This is a genomic window from Ruegeria sp. F12 (assembly GCF_056533885.1).
The window spans coordinates 16,611-34,128 of the sequence record NZ_JBQFOV010000005.1 but is presented as its reverse complement, the minus strand read 5'-3'; the positions used below and the strand labels follow the sequence as shown (position 1 = coordinate 34,128).

General features: G+C 55.0%; 14 protein-coding genes. 7 read left to right on the top strand and 7 right to left on the bottom strand.

The annotated features are described in order from the left end of the window. Positions 1-288 precede the first annotated feature (288 nt). The 3 genes from ACR0CA_RS08540 to ACR0CA_RS08530 are packed head-to-tail and all read left to right on the top strand — an operon-like array spanning position 289 to position 1,982. Entirely contained in the window at positions 289-456 is a 168-nt protein-coding gene (locus ACR0CA_RS08540; protein WP_170787429.1) for a hypothetical protein, read from the top strand. After that, positions 449-640, top strand: coding sequence for a hypothetical protein (locus ACR0CA_RS08535; protein ID WP_480898324.1), 192 nt, complete (start codon positions 449-451; stop codon positions 638-640). Before ACR0CA_RS08540 ends, ACR0CA_RS08535 begins: the two co-directional genes overlap by 8 nt. Positions 641-677: 37 nt before the next feature. Continuing rightward, entirely contained in the window at positions 678-1,982 is a 1,305-nt protein-coding gene (locus tag ACR0CA_RS08530) for a DUF6538 domain-containing protein (RefSeq protein WP_480898322.1), read from the top strand. A gap of 413 nt (positions 1,983-2,395) precedes the next feature. On the opposite strand, the gene ACR0CA_RS08525 is transcribed toward ACR0CA_RS08530, so the two are convergent. Continuing rightward, positions 2,396-3,628 (bottom strand): tetratricopeptide repeat protein, encoded by a 1,233-nt coding sequence (locus ACR0CA_RS08525; RefSeq protein ID WP_480898320.1) that lies wholly within the window; start codon positions 3,626-3,628, stop codon positions 2,396-2,398. 144 nt (positions 3,629-3,772) lie between these two features. Next, complete coding sequence (locus tag ACR0CA_RS08520; RefSeq protein ID WP_170787421.1) at positions 3,773-4,660, bottom strand: transferrin-binding protein-like solute binding protein; 888 nt, start codon at positions 4,658-4,660, stop codon at positions 3,773-3,775. Between the two features lie 132 nt (positions 4,661-4,792). Between ACR0CA_RS08520 and ACR0CA_RS08515 the strand changes: the two genes are divergently transcribed. Beyond that, the gene (locus tag ACR0CA_RS08515) at positions 4,793-5,182 is read left to right on the top strand and encodes a hypothetical protein (RefSeq protein WP_480878407.1); all 390 of its coding nucleotides are present in this window, start codon (positions 4,793-4,795) and stop codon (positions 5,180-5,182) included. 151 nt (positions 5,183-5,333) lie between these two features. On the opposite strand, the gene ACR0CA_RS08510 is transcribed toward ACR0CA_RS08515, so the two are convergent. The 4 genes from ACR0CA_RS08510 to ACR0CA_RS08495 are packed head-to-tail and all read right to left on the bottom strand — an operon-like array spanning position 5,334 to position 10,883. Continuing rightward, entirely contained in the window at positions 5,334-6,074 is a 741-nt protein-coding gene (locus ACR0CA_RS08510; RefSeq protein WP_170775625.1) for a maleate cis-trans isomerase family protein, read from the bottom strand. Further along, positions 6,071-7,138: a pyridoxal phosphate-dependent aminotransferase gene (locus ACR0CA_RS08505; protein WP_480898317.1), complete on the bottom strand. Its 1,068-nt coding sequence runs from the start codon at positions 7,136-7,138 to the stop codon at positions 6,071-6,073. Before ACR0CA_RS08505 ends, ACR0CA_RS08510 begins: the two co-directional genes overlap by 4 nt. Next, a complete protein-coding gene (locus ACR0CA_RS08500; protein ID WP_480898316.1) occupies positions 7,135-8,787 on the bottom strand; it encodes a hydantoinase B/oxoprolinase family protein in 1,653 nt (550 codons plus the stop codon). Before ACR0CA_RS08500 ends, ACR0CA_RS08505 begins: the two co-directional genes overlap by 4 nt. Next, positions 8,784-10,883 carry a hydantoinase/oxoprolinase family protein gene (locus ACR0CA_RS08495; protein ID WP_480898313.1) on the bottom strand — a complete coding sequence of 700 codons (2,100 nt, stop codon included), beginning with the start codon at positions 10,881-10,883 and terminating at the stop codon, positions 8,784-8,786. The genes ACR0CA_RS08500 and ACR0CA_RS08495 overlap by 4 nt, the downstream gene beginning before the upstream one ends. A gap of 257 nt (positions 10,884-11,140) precedes the next feature. Here ACR0CA_RS08495 and ACR0CA_RS08490 point away from each other — a divergent pair, with 257 nt between their 5' ends. Next, positions 11,141-11,359, top strand: a complete 219-nt coding sequence (locus tag ACR0CA_RS08490) for a hypothetical protein (RefSeq protein WP_480898309.1) — start codon at positions 11,141-11,143, stop codon at positions 11,357-11,359. Positions 11,360-12,085: 726 nt separating this feature from the next. On the opposite strand, the gene ACR0CA_RS08485 is transcribed toward ACR0CA_RS08490, so the two are convergent. Next, positions 12,086-13,420 carry a tetratricopeptide repeat protein gene (locus tag ACR0CA_RS08485; protein WP_480898307.1) on the bottom strand — a complete coding sequence of 445 codons (1,335 nt, stop codon included), beginning with the start codon at positions 13,418-13,420 and terminating at the stop codon, positions 12,086-12,088. Positions 13,421-13,585: 165 nt separating this feature from the next. On the opposite strand from ACR0CA_RS08485, the gene gntH reads away from it, so the two are divergent. Then, positions 13,586-14,917: a guanitoxin biosynthesis MBL fold metallo-hydrolase GntH gene (gene gntH / locus ACR0CA_RS08480; RefSeq protein ID WP_170791716.1), complete on the top strand. Its 1,332-nt coding sequence runs from the start codon at positions 13,586-13,588 to the stop codon at positions 14,915-14,917. A gap of 692 nt (positions 14,918-15,609) precedes the next feature. Beyond that, the gene (locus tag ACR0CA_RS08475) at positions 15,610-17,511 is read left to right on the top strand and encodes a hypothetical protein (RefSeq protein WP_480898304.1); all 1,902 of its coding nucleotides are present in this window, start codon (positions 15,610-15,612) and stop codon (positions 17,509-17,511) included. The last annotated feature ends 7 nt before the right edge of the window (positions 17,512-17,518 follow it).

Genomic DNA, 17,518 nt, shown 5'->3' with positions numbered 1-17,518 from the left:
CTCGGTCGACGAAGGCAATCTGGGGCGTATTTAGTGTTGCATGGTTCGAGCAACAACGAAACTGCCCTTGTTCAAAAGCGAGTCATGACAAGTGGCGCGATATCGCGCTACATCAACGCGATGTATTTTCGCGATCTTGTTAGTGAGCGACCGCTAGGCTCGCGGCAACCACATCAGGCGGCTTTGTCCGCAAGCCAGACATTCGCGCAGCAACCCTGAACGTCCGCTCCCCAGAAACCGAGAGAACCCCTGCATCTAAATAAAGAAGCAACTGCAGGAGTTTGATCCATGAAGTACCTGTCTGCCCTCGGCGTTCTCGTCGGGGGTTTTCCTTTGCAGCCACCGCCCAAGGCCGTTCTGACGACGATGCTCTGGGTGGTCTCTCGGTCCCACCCCGCTGTCTCGGCACTGGTTCTGCTGGCGGTCCTCTGGACGTGGAAGTCCAACGATGACTGATCTGGAACTGAACCCCGGTGATGTCGTACTCGTCCGCGCCTTTGATGACGTCGCTGAACATCTCTTCCGCGTGGAAGAGGTGTTCGAAGACTGCGTGACCGGCTTTGCTGTCACCGGCCCTCTGGCAGGAACCTACGGTGAACCGGCCCTCGAGATGATCGTCAGGCTCGTCTCAACCAACTGACCCAATCCCAAACTCAAAACAGAAAAGGAGGAGACCTATGTCTGCTCACATTCGCTATGCCTATCTAAAGGGCCATACGTGGTTGTTCAGACGCAACTATCCCGTTGACGTGGCTCTCGCGCTGGGCACTCAGGCGCTGAAGCAGAGCCTCAAGACCAGTGACCGCAACACTGCCCGCGTCCGAGCCGCTGAAGTTAATGCGCGGTTCGAGACACTTGTGGAACAGGTTCGGTCCCAAGCAGAGGAGACCCCGTCTGCCCCAGAGAACACCGCTGACGTTCCTGAATGGGTCGATCAACCAGAGTCGTCTCTCGTCCGTCTCCGGGCCACTCTGGAGGACTCTGGATGTAATCTGGAGCGGTCCAGCTTCGCCAGACTATCAGCACCGGTGAAAGTGCCGGTTGGTGACCTGAGCCGGGCTTATCTGAACAAGCGCAGTAACGAGCTACGACCCAGCGGGTTCAAATCGGTCCGATACTCTGTCGGGTTGTTCACTAGTCGCTTTGGCGATCGTTCTGTTTGCAGTCTGGTTAGAGAAGACGGACGCGACTTCCTGTCAGCAATAGCCCAACTGTCCCCAATGATCGGCAAGTCTGAACGGACCCGTGGTCTGACCCTGGACCAACTGGTTGCGTTCTCGTCTCGTGGGTCGGTGACCATAACAGCCAGAACCCAGCGGCGGATCTGGTCGCAGGTCAATCACTTCCTCGACTGGGTGGTCTATGAGGGGCATCTGGAGGTTAACCCCTTCCGAACAGTTCTCTTCGACCGGAAGGTACGTCCTCAACCCTATGCCGTTCCGACTGACGATGAAGTTGCGCGGTTGCTGGGAGCCAAAGACCGTGACCTGCATTCAGTTCTGCTGACCTGTCTGTTATCAGGAATGCGAGCGGGGGAAGCGGTTGGGCTGCTCCGGGAAGACCTCGTGGCCAAGGGCAATCTCGGTTGCTTCGTTCATGTCCAGCCCAATGAACTGAGACTGCTGAAGACAGATGCGGCGGAGAGACTGGTTCCGGTTCACCCGGTGCTGGATGAGACATTCCGGCAATTACCCTCGTCTGGTCCTCTGTTTCCTGACCTGACCGTGGCGCATGTCACCAAGGGGTTTGCTCGACTGAGACGAAGGCTGAACCTGGAACGGTCGGGACTGGTGTTTCACTCGACTCGCAAGTGGTTCATCACTCAGTGCGAGCGAACAGGTGTTCCCGAACATTTCACGGCCTCTCTGGTCGGTCATCAATCGGCGCGGTCGGAGAACGGGATCACTTACGGCATTTACTCGGCTGGCATCAGTGACGAGCAACGTCGGTCGATCGTCGATCAGATACGGCTCCCGGTATGAGGTTCCCGGACATTGATGCGTTCGAGGAACGGGCAGCTATCGCTGAATACGATGGCGGTTGCACTCGTAGGGCAGCTGAGGACCTAGCGGCCAGAGCCCAGGGGTTCCGTGACGCTGAAGCGTACTGGCAGTGGTTGGCTGACTATGTCGTCAACCGAAGACCACCCTAAAAATTATCCCTCGGCGGCCCTTTGCGGGTTGCCGGCGGGATCTCGGCTTTTTTTCTCTTTGCCTAACGGAGCATATTTCGGGGCTGGCGGAACAACCAAGTTTGATGCCGGAAAAAAATGCTGAAATAAAAATTAGTTAAGTAGGCGCTTAGGGGGCTAAATTGGGTGTTCGGTATGGTCTCTGCTTGCAGAACCTTCCAAGAAACCCAAAATTTTTTGACTTAGCTCAGCAAATCCCCCTCACTAGAATTCGTTGGTCAGCCCTACTTCAATCGTAGTTTCATGATAACTAAATGCGTCAATTCCACTTTTCACCCGATTATAATTGCCCTCAACGTACGGGATCAGCCCGTTCCCTAATATTGTGTCACGCTTTTCAATTCTGAGACGCAGGCCATACTGATCTTCGTCAGGATTGCCGAAGAAAAGTGGGTTGGTCTCAGAGAACGATTTGACCGCAAAATAGACCTGGGGTTCAATGACAAATCCAGCACCAGCGTCAATCGAGCCAAAAGCCTCCAGACCTGCGATGTCATAAGTATCAATGTCGCGATCGGTTGATTTGGTTTCAGCAAAGATTGCAATTCCAACAGTGTTTCGCCCCAAGAATGAACGCCGTGCACCAAATCTCGCATTCACTGTGTGCCCACTGAAGGTATCATCGAATTTATTGTTCAATTTAAACCCTGAAATCGAACCAAACACCGAAACGGCTTGCGAGTTTCTGGTCTCGAACGCAGTCTCTAAACCCAACCTGTCCTCAAAGTGTTCATCGGCAATGAAGCGTGTCGAGACTACTGGGCTAAAAACAACTGTTGTACGTGGAAAAACCAAGCGGGCTCCGCCTCGCGCACCCAAAGTCACGTCGCGAAACGATTTCTCATCTGAAATATCTCCAAATGAGAACACCTCTGCGAAGCCAATTACCCGACGATCTTTTGTTGAAAGCCTGTTCAGACTTTTGCGCCACAACGCTGATACAGAATATCCGACACCATATGTAGTCTTGCTGGAGCGATCTAAAGTTGCTGGTATAGGTATCCCGAAGAAGTCTAATTCAATCTGGTCTGTGTCGTAGTTTCGCGTAGAACCCAATTTTTTTAACCCAAACTCAAAATCCAACTCAAACCCTCGCCGCGCATCAATTTCTGCAATAAAAGTTAGAACTTTTTGTCGAACAGGCTCCGGAATATCACCCGACAGCACCTTAAAAAACTCGGACCGCGAACGGTTCCATTGTTCGCTTAGGAAATAAGCCAGCGCCAACTCCAAGCGCACACGTGTAAGGTTAGGATCTTCCGCAAGAATGCTAAGGTATATTGCAATTGCTGTACTGTAGTCACCGCGGCTAGTGGCGGCGAGCCCCGATTTGAACCTGGCATCGGTGGCGGCCGGATCGGTGGTTGATGCATTCGCTCCACTGGGGACCACGCAAAAGGTTAGAAAAAAGACTACGATCAACCGCAAAAAAGTCATCGCGACCCCACTGGATTATTGTTTTCTTCTGCGATCTGAATGACTCTGTGCACGCCTTTTGGGAACGGTGCGTGAAGTGTCACATATGCCTAATGACTATTCGCAACGGAGTAGTATTGCGTTGGCCGCAATTCAGCTCTTTGCTCAATTTCCGCCGAACGCTCCCATATGCCAGACTCCACCCGGACCGGAAGTTGAATACGTGCCTCCAACTTCGTTGGCAGACGGACCATAAAACTGCCCTTGTGCAGAGCCAGATGTACCCGTTCCCGTCACAGTTGCCGTGAACCCTGAGCCGCTAACCGTGCCTGAACCGCTAAAATCCAGTTCCGGTGCACTGCTCGTTGCGGCTGTGTTGAGATTTACAGCTGCCGTGTTCGCACTATCGATGCTTGCAGTGTTGAAATCCGTGGATACTGTGACCGTGGATACTGTTTGGTATGGCTGGCCATCTGCACGACGAGCCACTCCCAATCCGACGCCCTGATATGTTGCGCTGACTCCAACAGGAACGTCAGTAGCTTCTGTTTTAAGCCCATAACTTCCTGCACCAACGGTTCCTGCGCCTGTGCCGGCCCCTGTCACCCATGCACCATAGGTCTGGTATTCATAACCAGCTTGTCCGGGATTGATAAACGTCGCGGAATCTTGACCATCAGCTGTTACATAGCCTGTAACAAATGGAGCATCGATCCTGGTGTCGCCGTTTCTCGTATCAAATGAAACGGACGATCCAGGTGCGCTAGCTGTCAATGCAACTGGCGTTCCGTTTCTGGTGACTACGCGGGTGGTGCTTTGTGACGGTCCAGATGGGTTAGTTATTACCACTTCCCCAGTAGTGGGGTCGGCAACGTAGTTCGCCGTAACAGCCTGACCGTCTATGTCAGTCGTTCCATTATCGGGAATGTTTGAAAAACCGTTAAACGGCTTAACGGTTGCCCCTGAGTCAATGCTTTCGCTGCCCAAACAAGCCGTCAAGGCCGTGCAAGCCAATGCTCCAGAAATAGTGCGAAATATGAATAGATCAGCCATCTCTTCCTCCCAAAAGAAACTCCGAAAGTACCTCAGTATATATTTTTATTCGAATGTATCGTTGACATGGATCAAGGGGGGTAGCTGCATCTCACGGTACGATGAGAAAAGAACTTGGTGGGGGGAAAGCAAATGAAGACAATTACTTTGAAGTTGATTGCAGCGTTGAGTTTAGCTGCGTTGCTTGGCGCTTGCTCAAGCACGTGGGAAGAAGATGGGATCAACAACTCTGGAATCACGGCGGCAGCGGGTGCGACTAGAACAGCGGACCAGATAGAGTTGTTTAGCGGCAAAACGGCCTCTCAGGAATATACCGTGATCCAAGAAATAAAAGTGGCAGTAAATAAAACTACAGTGTTCAATGAAGATCCGACCGTCACGCAAGTTGAGGCTCGGCTGCGACAGAGCGCGGCTGAGTTGGGCGGGGATGCAGTTGTCAACGTAGTCATATCTCAAGTCAAAGTACGTGCAATGAGTTGGGGAGGTCGCATCGGCGAAGGTACAGTTGTTAAGTACAAATAACTCTGTGTTGTGTCGGTTCACCTATCATGGGGTTGTGCTTATACCGCAGTCAGAAACGCCCTGTACTCACCCTCGAAATGCCCCCGAAGGCTTGTAACAGAGCCAATGTGGCGCCTCTACCTAGCGCGCGTAACTCTGTGTCCACGCCAACCTACAGCAGATCAAACAACCGGCCCGGCTCGTTGCCTCGACGCGGCAGTTTCAACGCACGCATCACCGAAAATATCATCGCCTGATTTGAGGTGACTACTGGTTTATCCAGCGCAACCTCGATGCGTTCAACAGCTTCGACTGATCGCATGTCGGTGCAGCTGAGAACGATTGCACGCGCATCGGGGTGATCGGCCTGACAGGCCAGATCGAACACTTCGTCCGGGGTCAGCTCGCCTTGCCCATAGTTGCCCAGCTCGCGACCTACATCGGCACATTTGACGGTTGCGATCTGGTTTTGCGCTAGAAACTCCACTGCCTGCAAGTTGATCTCGCCCAGATAGGGCGAAGAGAAACCGATCTTGGTCACACCAAGCGCCTGAATCGCGGCCACAAGCGCCCCTGCCGCCGTGAAGGACAAGGCACCCGATACCTCTTTGATTTCGCGTGCCAAGTCGGCGTCAAAGGATGGTCCATGGGTCAAAGTTGCCGAGGTGCAGCCATAAAGCACAACATCGGGGCGCACGCCTGAGATCATTCGCAGATCATGGCTGATATCCGAAGCACCCAGCCCAGCCATTTGTTCCGTGCCGGGGATCTGATCCACGTCATAGCCGCCTATGCGTTGAAAATGGATGGTAGTATCCGGCGACCGCATCAACTCCATATCCGGTTCCAGATTGGTGTTGGTGAAAGGCACCAAGACGCCGATTTTGGCCCGCCGGCGGGTTTCGTAGCTCATGACAACACCCCTTTCAGCACCTTCAGGCAGCGATCCATGACCGATACCTCACAGATCGTGGCGCGTAGGCAGTCGTTGAGGCCATAGCCACCCATGCCGCGCATCATCAGATTTTCGGCCCGCAGGGCCGCATCCGCACGTTGCGCCTCTTCATCCGAGGCAAAGTGCAGCAGAACAAAGTTGGTATTACTTTCCGGGACGTTCAGGCCCATTGCGCGGCAGTCTTCAGTAAACTTGTCGCGGATTTCGGCGGTCCGTTTGACCACATTTTGCATATGCGCCTGATCCCGCATGGCGGCGGCGGCGGCGGTCTGTGAGGCAATCGAGATGTTGTTGGGATTCAGAAGCTTGCGCATCACACCCGAGACTTCGGTTGGGAAGTAGCCCCATCCAACACGCGCGCCTGCCATTCCGTAGGCCTTGGAGAATGTACGCATGACCACGGTATCGCCCCGGTTTGTCAGGGCGAATATTTCGGTGGGGTCATGGGCATCATCGGAAAACTCGGCATAGGCCTGATCCACGACCAGCAGAATATCTTTAGGCAATCTGTCCCGCAGTCGCAGAACCTCGGAATTGGGGATCAAAGTGCCGGTCGGGTTGCCGGGGTTGCAAATAAAGACGATCCGGGTCTCGGGCATCACCGTGGCCAGGATGCCGTCGACGGAGACGGTCAAGTCGAGCTCGCGGGCCTTGACGTAATCAGCCTGCACCTGCGCCGCTGCCGTGGACACAAACGCGTATCCGAAATCTGTGCCCAGTACCTGGTCACCGAGGCCTGCATAGGCCCGGATCAGGCAACCGATTAACTCCATCGAGCCTGCGCCGCACAGTATCCGTGCCGGGTCCAGCCCGTGCACATCTGCAATTGCAGCACGCAGATCGGGCCATTCCGGGTCGGGATATAGCGGCAGATCGGTCATTGCCGCTTGCCCAGCTGCGATTGCGTTAGGGCTTGCGGCAAAGGCGCTTTCGTTCTGGGCCAGTGAGATGACGCCCGCGCCACCCAGATCAGCCAGCGCATAGGCCGCCATCGCATCCACATGGGGAACCGGGCGGATCATGCGTCACCTCCATAGGCTTTGGCACCCTCAGCGGTGACCAGACCGCGTTTGAGGTCCAGCGCCAGCGCGTCGGGGTCACGGTCAGCAGGGGCGCCGAACCCGCCACCGCCGGGGGTGTCGAAGATCAGGTAATCGCCGCCTTCGACGCGTAGCTCTCCCTTGCCCGGGAGGTCGTTGTCGCCGTCGCGGAAACGGATGCGTCCTGGCGCGCCGGGCTGCCCGCCCATGCGGCCAAGGGCGGGAAACTTCAGCCGTTCAACCGATAGGAATACGATGAACGGCGCGTCATTGGACGAGGTCATCTCGATCCGCTGCCCGAGGCCGCCGCGATACTTGCCCGCGCCGCCAGAATCGGGGCGCAGTTCACGTCGCCAGATGGTCACCGGTGCTACACTCTCGGTAATCTCGACTTGACTGCCAAACACCCCCGAGGGGTAGGCGGTGGCTGACAGCCCATCCGCATGAGGCCGCGCGCCGGTGCCGCCATTATGAACCGGCTCAATCGCAAACTCGCGGCCACCGTCGCGGGCAACTTCGGGAGCGTGACGCATGGGCAGGTCAAACATGCAGCTTGCACCCTCAGCCGGGACCGCGTCGGGCAAGGCCTGATGCAGACAACCCAGCACAAGATCGGGGGTGACCTGACCCAGCGTGTGCCGCATCGCCACTGGAACCGGACGTTGGGCGTTTAGAATGCAACCCTTTGGGCCGTCCACGGTAAACGGTTCCAGCGACCCGGCATTGTTGGGGATATCCGGCCCAACGATGCAGCGCAGCGCGAATACGGTATAGGCGGTGGCATAGTTGAGCGGCACGTTTATACCTTTGCGCGAACAGCCCGAAGTGCCGGTGAAATCCACATGCATGCCCGACTTGCTGACGGTGAGAGTCGCTTGCATCACCAGCTCATTTTCGTAGCCGTCCATCTTCAGGACGTTCTTATAGACGCCTTCCGGCACCTCGGCGATTGCCTCAAGCGTGCCATGGCGCGACGTGTCGATGATATAGCTGCCCAAGCGGTCCAGATCGTCGATGCCAAACTCGTCCATCATCTCGACCAGCCGGGTCACGCCGGTCTCGCAACAAGCGATCAGCGCATAGATGTCGCCTTCGTTTGCAATCGGCTCGCGGCTGTTGGCGCGAATGATATTTAGCAGCAGGGCGTTTGGGGTGCCTTCTTCGACCAGTTTGCAAGGGGGGATCAGAAGCCCCTCGTCATAGATATCCGACCCTTCGGGCCCCATTCCAAGACCACCCAGATCGACCAGATGCGAGGTGCACGAGGTATAGCCCACGACCTTGCCGTTCTTGAACGCCGGCATCATCAGCAGAAAGTCGTTCAGATGCCCCGAGGCAAGCCAGGGATCATTGGTCATGTATATGTCGCCGGGTCTCATGGTCTGCTCTGGGAAATGCTCGCGCAGATGCATAACCGCCGCAGCCATGGTGTTGATATGTCCCGGTGTGCCGGTGACGGCCTGCGCCAGCATCCGGCCCTGCTCGTCGAAAATCCCGGCAGAAATGTCGCCGCACTCGCGTACGATTGGCGAAAACGCCGCTCGGATCAGGGTCTGCCCCTGTTCTTCGACCACCGCCAGCAGTCGGTTCCACATCACTTGCAGGTGGGCCGGAGAAAGATCGGCAGTCATAAAGCGCCTCCTGTCTGGTCATGGATCAGGACAAGATTCCCAATTGCGTCTACATGCGCCGAGAAATCAGCCGAGACCAGCGTGGTGGTTTGCGGTTCATAGATCAGTGCGGGGCCGGGAACGAAATCACCAGGTTTCAGATCCGCGCGCGCAACAAAGGCTGCGTCTTTCAAAACACCGTCAACATCGCAGGTAATGAGTCGCCATTCGGCCACGTTAAAGGCACGGCGATCAGGTGTTTCCGGCATCGGAGGCACATCGCTGTTTGGGGTTGCGACCCGAACGGCCCAGTTGAGAATCTCGATCGCCATTCCCGGCACAGGGCGCGAGAATTGTTTGCGATATTCATCCTCGAACGCGGCGGTTAGGCGGATGATGTCATCCGCCCCCAATGCACGGTCTGGGAGCGTGATTTCTATCTCGTGCCCCTGACCACTATAGCGCATGAAGGCGGTCCGCCGGGTTTCGGTCGCCGTACCGCTGGCACCCTGGGCCACGACCTCCTTTGCCTCGGCAATCATTGTTTCGAAAAGGTCGTTCACGCCATCTATATCCATGCTGTTGAGCAGGGAGTAGCGTGAGCGGACGATCTCAAACGACACAGGTGCGAACAGGAAACCAACTGCGGACCCAACGCCCGGGTTAGGCGGGATCACGATGCGCGACACACCGGCAGAGCGTGCAACGCGACTGGCATGCAGCGGACCGTTGCCACCGAATGCGATCATAGTACGCGGGCCCAGATCCTTGCCCGATTCCACCGCATGCATGCGCCCGGCGCTAGCCATGCTTTCGTCTACGATGCGACTGACCCCATCTGCCGAGCCTACGGCATCCAACTCCAATCTTTCACCGATCACTCGGGTCAGGGCAGCCTTGGAGGCATCCGGATCAAGCTGGATTTGCCCTTCGGCGAATGTATCTGGCGCGATATAGCCTAACGCAATGTCGCTGTCAGTCACGGTCGGCTCAGTGCCGCCCCGGCCAAAGGCGACCGGGCCGGGTTCCGATCCGGCGGATTTCGGACCGACAGTCAGACGGCCCAGACGGTCGACACCGGCGATGGATCCGCCGCCCGCGCCGATCTCGATCAACTCGACCACCGGGACGCGCACCGGCATGCCTGATCCCTTGATGAAACGTTCCGCCCGCGCAATCTCGAACTGGCGCGAGGTCTGGGGCCGGGCATTGTCGATCAGGCACAGCTTGGCGGTCGTGCCGCCCATGTCAAAGGACAGCACATCGCCAATCCCGGCCCGCGCCGCGATGCGCGCGGCAAGGATAGCACCCCCTGCAGGGCCGCTTTCCACCAGCCGGATCGGGAATCGGGTGGCGGTCCGCTCGGTGCACATGCCCCCTCCGGCGGTCATCATCAGGATCGGGCATGTCACGCCCTCGGCTTCGAACCGGGTGACGAACCGGTTAATATAGCTTTCCATCAGCGGCTGAATATAGGCATTGGCAACAGTGGTGCAGAGTCGGTCGAACTCGCGCGCCTCGGGACTTACTTCGGACGAGATTGAGACCGTCAGGTCCGGGCGTCTTTCGGCCAGAATGTCACGCAGACGGCGCTCGTGCTCGGGATTGGCATAGGCATGCATCAGGCAGATCGCGACCGCCTCGGCACCGCTGACGTATAGATCAGCCATCAGCGCATCAATCGCGTCGTCTTCGAGAGGGATCAGGACGCTGCCGTCTGCCGCCATACGTTCCCGAACGGTCAGCGCCCGTTCACGTGGTACTAGCAAATCGGGCTTTTCCAAGTTGATGTCATACTGCGAATAGCGCCGCTCGTACGCGATCTCCAGGATGTCCCGGAAGCCTTCAGTCGTCACTGTCGCCACAACCGCGCCGCGTCGTTCAATCAACGCATTGGTTGCCAGCGTTGTGCCGTGGATGAAGCCTGTCACATCGCTCAACGCGCGCCCGGACTGGGTAATGACGCGCTGCGCGCCTTCCATCGCCCCATCTGCGGGGTTTTGGTGGGTGGTCAAAGTCTTGGTCGAGGCAACAATGGTCTCGTCGCCGGATACAAGCACCGTATCCGTAAATGTGCCACCAGTATCAATGGCTAAGCGCAAGCGTTGAGCGGTCACGTGGTATTCCAAATTCGCCTGAGTTCGTGCAGATAGAGCGCCCTTTCGGGTGATCACATCCGTTGCGGAACAAGGTTACAGCCGGTGGCACGGCGGTCCAGACGTTTTGTAGTACGATTCCGGTTCATTTTTCGAGCTTGCCCAGCTTTCGACAAGAGACAAGCGCGTTCGCGACAAAAAGGCCTGCAAGCGACAAGAATCATCGCTGCAGGCCAAGAAATCTACCGGTGTCAGACCGTCGGACGGGAAATACGCTATTGGGCAAACCAACAACGCTCGTGCGCTTTGGCAACATCCATTTCCCTATTTGCGGCGATACTGCCCTGCGTCAGAGTGTTGCTGACACTCATGATGTGGTTGGCAATCATCGGGACAAGCGCACCGCCGTCATCATTGACCAGCTTTTTCGCTTCGGAATTCAGCTTCGATTCTGTCGCAAACTTTTGATTGTCGACGGTCTCGTGGCTGAACGGTGAATGACTTCAGGCCTTGATCAATTGAAGACCCAATCATGAATTCACCGCCACGTGATTTAACCAGCAGTGAACGCCGGTTGGCTGCGAGTGCTATGGGTCCTCAATCTCCCCTACAACCTCCTCCTCCCTCTATATATTGTGGATCAGAAACGAGGATACTCGGGCTTCTCTATTCTCTGGTTTCTGTTCACTACATATACCTATTCCCCGCCCCCATAGGACCCCTGCTAAAAAATTCATGAAAGACGAGAGGTCAGAGGGTGCCAGAACAGCCGAGGCATAAACGGGCATTTCTCGGAGAGTTGAGCCCCTGTGGCATGCCGCCGTTCCATGTATGATTGAACTGGCTGGGGTTGTAGGACACCTTTCGAGACCACTAGAGACCCGTTCACAGGCTCTGGCTCGGTCACCGACTAGTCGTTCCGGGCTCTGACGGGTGGTCGCTGGTACTGGCGGGGGTGCTGTTTAAAGGCTAAGGCGGAGCGATCTTTCATTCCTAGTGCAGCGAATGGCTGTTGAGAGCCCAAAGATACCGGTTTCTGCAGTCCGCACTGGCGACGGCATTGCGCAAGAAAGCAAATTTTACGCAATCTGAGAAGACGTCGCTTACCTTGCTTCCCACTATCGATCTCAACTTCGCGCTGGTTTTTGAAATTTTGACCGGAGGACCTGCGCCAGCGGAGAATGTTTCGACCTTCGTATTCCGCCCCGCTGTTGTGCGCGATTCTATCGCATTGGGCTAACCCAGCCTTGTTTTCGTAACTCGCGTAGCACGGCCTCTGCGTTCTCGACATCTTTGTGGATACTTTTGAGCATCGCATCTATCGGCGCTTCCGGCCATGCGCGCTCAAGTTCAGCCAGTTTGGCTTTAGCCGCATAGTCTTGCCCCAAAGCTGACAACGCTGCCGTTACATAAGCTAGTGAAGGAGCGCTGAGTGGATCGCCAAGTTGCTTTGCCTCTTCAAAGCGCTCTACGGTTGTTTGATATTCACCCAGATGAAAATACGTCGCGCCGGAAATGTTTCGATTTGCAAATCTTTGGTTGCTGGAATCCAGCAGAGATAGCCTGTCTGCTGTTTCAATAGCTTCTTCGAATTCGCCTGAAAACATGGCCACCGCGCCAAGAAAGTCGAGGACTGCTCCATCATTCGGATCAAGTTTTGATGCGCGTCTACTGAGTTGCAGCGCAGCCTCATAATCGCGATTGGCAAAACTAGCCCAGCTTTTAGCAGACTGGCTCCAGGCTTGATCTGGGGCAAGGCTTACCGCCTGGTTCGCCAGCTTCATAGCGGCTTCAGCGTATTCGGTCTTGGCATCGGATGGCGGAGTTATCACCGCAAGTGACGCGAGTGCCTGCGCTGCACCGGCATATCCAGCGAAATATTCTGGGTCGATCTCGATCACGCCCTCAAACACAGACAGAACAAGTAGCTGCCGCTGTCGGTCGAAGATCGGAAATATCATTGTCCGCGCTTGTTGCGCCAAATTGAATGCTTGTAACGCGGCTAGGGATTTCTCGTAAATTGCCGCGCGCTGCAAGTATGCGTCCGTGTCAGTTTCTGATGAACCACTCACTTCAGCAAAAGCAGTTTCCTGTCCATCTTGGGCAAGACCAACTGCGACCAACGCGCCAACGACGGCCCCTATGGCGAACGCCCCTAAGGGTAGTCCAATGCGTTTGGTTTTTGTTGAGATTGATACTGAACTGGTTTCTGAGACAGTTTCGAACCGCGGCCTATATCCGCCGCTGTCTACACACAGTCTTACCGGATCATCCCTACCGATACCCTCGTAATGCAGTTCCAAGAACTGACGAAGTCGACGTGCATCGACGCGAACGATATTTTCCGGGTCGGTCCCCTCTGAGGTATCGCGGTCATAAACATCTTGGGCGATAGTCTTGCTGCGAATTTGATCTCCCCGACCAGCGAGATCTTCTTCGACGATGTACGTCAGGAACGCCTGAAGCCTATCGGATCCATCCAGATGAGCGTCAGCAATCAACCTGCCGAGGGCAGCGCGCTTCTCGCCGTCCGAGATGTTGTCAGATTGCCGTACCACATTCGTATTTTTGCATTTATTGGCATGTGAGTCACCCCGTTATTCACCGTGAGTCACTTACGTGAAAGTCCCCTAAACCCTAAACTTTTAACCAAAACAGCGAGCCGGAGCGCGAAACTCCGCATTCCCAGCTTGCCAATCTACTAAGCGACTGGAGGATGACACATGGCCAAACGTATGAACTACAGAAGTCTCGGCAAGCACTTCGTATGTGGAGCGATAATTGGCGCTTGGGCTGTTTCTCCACAAGCTGTCACTGAAGCAGTCATGGAGTTAATTGCGCCTTCGGCTGTATACGCGCAGGAAACAGAAGAAGTTTCTCCTACGATGGTGCGTGATCGCCCTCGCGATGTGTACTACCCCAATACCGAAGATCTCGCTGAAGACGAGATGCGGGTCATCGCGTGTGGAACCGGAATGCCTACTACGCGGGCTGCTCAGGCTGCTGCGTGTTTCCTTGTGGAATTGGGCAACGGAGACAAGTTCTTGTTCGATATTGGCTCGGGATCGGCCGAGCGAATTTCTTCCCTGCAAATCCCGTATAATTATTTGGACAAGGTCTTCATCGGCCATCTTCATACCGACCATTTCGGCGCGTTGCATGACCTGTTCATCGGTGGCGCATTGATGGGGCGGAATATTCCGCTACGGGTTTGGGGCCCAAGTGGACCATCAGAAGAACTTGGCACTGCTTATGCACTAGATCATATGCAAAAGATGCTCACATGGGACCTAGCAGGCCGTGCAGGAGTCACTGATTTCCGCGGTTATTCAATGGAGGTTAATGAGTTCGATTACAGGTTAGAGAACGAGGTAATTTACGAAGAAAATGGCGTCCAAATTCGTACTTTTCCAGCCATCCATTCAATTGATGGTGCAATCAGCTACGCACTGGAATGGAATGGTTTAAAATTTGTTTTTAGCTCAGACACTTATCCGAACAAGTGGTTCAAGGAGTACGCTAAGAACGCAGACCTCGCCATCCATGAATGCTTCGTAGCGGTTCCCGACCTTGTAGCAAAGATGGGTTTCACACCCGAGTCCGCTTTATTGGTTGGAACTCAAGTACATACGGCGCCCGAAGCCTTCGGAAAAGTCATGAGCGATATCGAACCACGAATGGCGGTCGCCTATCATTTCTTCAATGACTTCGACACTTCTAACAATGTATTCGAGCGCATACGCAGCACTTATGATGGTCCGCTAAGTCTGGCAGATGACTTCATGGTTTGGAATGTCACGAAAGACGCGATTACGGTTCGGATGGCAGCAACGGAAGAGCACACTTGGGCACCGCCTCTCGCTGCACCAGCTGAGCCGCCAAACCCTGCTGACAAGACCGCTTATGCGGAAAAGGTTGGACTTTCTCCAGAAGTAATGGAGTTCTCAGAGTTCACAAAGGGTGGTTTTGACGACGTAGACGACGTTTTGCGACCCATCTACGAAGAAGCTTCGGAAGCGTTAGGCCAAGAGTTCTTGTATCCGGGCGATGAATAAAGTCAAATTTGACCGGCGCGTCTTAATAACGCGCCGGTTCTTTTAATTCTGATCGGAAATCTCTATGCAACATACCTCATTGATTACTCGCTATTTGGTCTGCGTTGGATGGTCGCTTGTCGCTATATCCAACGCAGCAAACGCCCAGTCACTTGCACGTTCTGAAGATGATGACGGCGGTTGGCGACACTCAATCACGCCCTATTTGTTTCTTCCGCTCAGCACGACGGGCACATCAACTATAGATGGAACCAGCGTCGATTTCGACTTGAACCTGAGCGAGGTGCTGGATGTGTTGCAAGGCGCAGCTTCAGTACGTTACGAGGGCTGGAACGGCGACTTCGGGATCATTTCAGAAGTTTACTACGTAAAGCTTGGCGGAGATGGAACTCTACCCGGTGGCAGGGTGGACGTTGATGTTGATGTCCGGCAGACCTTTGCCAACGTGCAGGGCGCTTACCGGTTTGCGAACGGAGTAAATGCCTCGGGCCAACGCTATGCAGCGGATGCCGCAATTGGTGTTCAGTGGAACCGGATCAAACAGGAAATCGACTTTGCAGGCCCCGGCCCAGGTATGACGTTGGGTGGGACAGAAGAATGGCTCGAACCAATGATCGCACTTCGATATATCTCGGAAATCAACGACAAATGGAATTTCGCCAGCCGGGCTGAACTGAGTGGTTTCGGTGTGAATGGCGATGACCTGCAATACCTGGTTGTGGCTGGGTTTGACTGGAAAGGCTGGGAAAACACGTCTCTGCGGTTTGGCTATCAGTTCTATGGAATCGACTTTTCCACCGACCGTTCGGATGGGGAGTTTGCCTATGATGTGGACCAGAATGGTATCTATGCTGCCGTCGCGTTTCATTTCTAAGATTGGCGAACGCAGCAAAACATGGGTTTGGGTGGGCTCGTCGCTTGCGAGTATCGCGTTTGGCGCAAGCCAATCGATTGCGGATCTCGTGTCTCCCTACGGCGGAGAAACCGCGCCGAACTTTGTTGAGCTTTCGGTGCAGCCTGATCATGTGCGGGTTCTCCTTGAGGTCGATTTGAACGACTATCCCATATTCGTCATTCCAGATGATGGTTCGGGTACGTCGCTGGCTGAGCGTACAGGTCAGAACATTCAGGTTTGGGCAGACGATGTGGAACTGTCCAACACAACGAATACGATTGATGTGCGCCCCAGAATTTCTCGGCAAACGGCAGCGAGCGCTCTGTATCGACCGCGACCGCGTAGCGAAAATGTCGTCTACGTGGACATGGAGTTTCCGTTCAATGGCAAGCCGGAACAGATCACGTTCATTCCCCCCCTAAGTCCAGACGGGATTCCCTTGGCTTCACTTGGCGTCGTGGCCGAGCATATGGGCGTTCCAGTGACAGACTATCGTTACCTTTCTCAGGCTGAGACGATGCTGCCAGATTGGGAAGACCCTTGGTTCAGCAAGTTTGAGAATCCAAACCTCACTCGCCACCACAAATCCCCGATGATGTCTTTTCTTGCCATGGAACCGCGTGTCGTCCAGCACGAGGTCATATTGCGTTTGAAAGACCTTGAGACTTGGGTGGACTTGGGCTTTGGAGATGCTGACCGACTGACCAGAGATGATGTCATCAAGATCAAGTCTGACGTCTCGGACTTTTTTGAGACGAGAAACCCTCTCGCCGTCGATGGCAAGCCGATGAAACCGGAAACGGTGCAGGTCTCGCGTATCAAAGTTGGTGCCGAAGGTTTGCGTGTTCTTCCGGATCAAGCCGAGGCAAACCGAAAGACGATGTTACTGGGCGTCGTCCTTTCCTATCCGGTTTCGACTTTGCCGAACCGAGTTGATCTGGCATGGGAGCTTTTCCCAGTTGGTTTGGATGTTATTCCGATCACCCTTTCAGATCCGGCAGGGGCGGTCCCCTCGCAGATTTATGCATCCGATCCCGTTGTAAGTTGGAACAATTACCTGACAACTTGGACCAACCCAAAGACAAGCCCAGTCGTCGTCAAAGTCGCGGCTGCAACACAGGTGCCCTCGCTTGCGTTCGGCTTAGGTTTTCTGTGTTTGATATGCGCCTATTTCTCGTTGCAGCGCACAAACGTCCAGCGTCTGATCTTGCTTGGCCTAACCGGGGCATTCGGTGCCGCCGCGATTGTCACATACTCGCTGAACAACCCGTCGTCAGCGCCTGAGTCGGATGAAATCGCATCGCGTCAAATCGTGGAAGGGCTGGTGGCCAATATCGGAACCACGATGCTTGAGACGCGGGATGATAGTGCCTTAGCGGCGATGGAGCCATATGTCGAAGCAACTAATCGCGTCAAGGTTCAAGCAGAAATGCGTCGTGGTTTGTCAGTTACGTTACCCTCTGGCGCCATGGCTCGCGTCGAAGCGATTTCAGACCTGAATGTCGAGAGTTTCACGCCCGGCGAAGAAAGAAATCGGCATCAGGCCCTGGCCAGTTGGACAGCTCGCGTAAGCGGAGGTCATTGGGGGCACCTGCATAGGCAAGCGGTTTCTTATCGTGGCTTGCTCGACGTTTCGCGGCATGGCGACCATTGGATGCTTGATGACCTGACGATTATCAACGCCAAGACAGGAGGGTAATACTGTG

Bases quoted from the DNA above. Each gene is read 5' to 3' on its own strand.
- ACR0CA_RS08475 (WP_480898304.1), top strand. From the start codon at position 15,610: ATGGCGATGACCTGCAATACCTGGTTGTGGCTGGGTTTGACTGGAAAG.
- ACR0CA_RS08510 (WP_170775625.1), bottom strand. From the start codon at position 6,074: ATGAGCTACGAAACCCGCCGGCGGGCCAAAATCGGCGTCTTGGTGCCT.
- ACR0CA_RS08535 (WP_480898324.1), top strand. From the start codon at position 449: ATGACTGATCTGGAACTGAACCCCGGTGATGTCGTACTCGTCCGCGCC.
- ACR0CA_RS08520 (WP_170787421.1), bottom strand. From the start codon at position 4,660: ATGGCTGATCTATTCATATTTCGCACTATTTCTGGAGCATTGGCTTGC.
- gntH (WP_170791716.1), top strand. From the start codon at position 13,586: ATGGCCAAACGTATGAACTACAGAAGTCTCGGCAAGCACTTCGTATGT.
- ACR0CA_RS08540 (WP_170787429.1), top strand. From the start codon at position 289: ATGAAGTACCTGTCTGCCCTCGGCGTTCTCGTCGGGGGTTTTCCTTTG.
- ACR0CA_RS08530 (WP_480898322.1), top strand. From the start codon at position 678: ATGTCTGCTCACATTCGCTATGCCTATCTAAAGGGCCATACGTGGTTG.
- ACR0CA_RS08500 (WP_480898316.1), bottom strand. From the start codon at position 8,787: ATGACTGCCGATCTTTCTCCGGCCCACCTGCAAGTGATGTGGAACCGA.
- ACR0CA_RS08525 (WP_480898320.1), bottom strand. From the start codon at position 3,628: ATGACTTTTTTGCGGTTGATCGTAGTCTTTTTTCTAACCTTTTGCGTG.
- ACR0CA_RS08505 (WP_480898317.1), bottom strand. From the start codon at position 7,138: ATGATCCGCCCGGTTCCCCATGTGGATGCGATGGCGGCCTATGCGCTG.
- ACR0CA_RS08515 (WP_480878407.1), top strand. From the start codon at position 4,793: ATGAAGACAATTACTTTGAAGTTGATTGCAGCGTTGAGTTTAGCTGCG.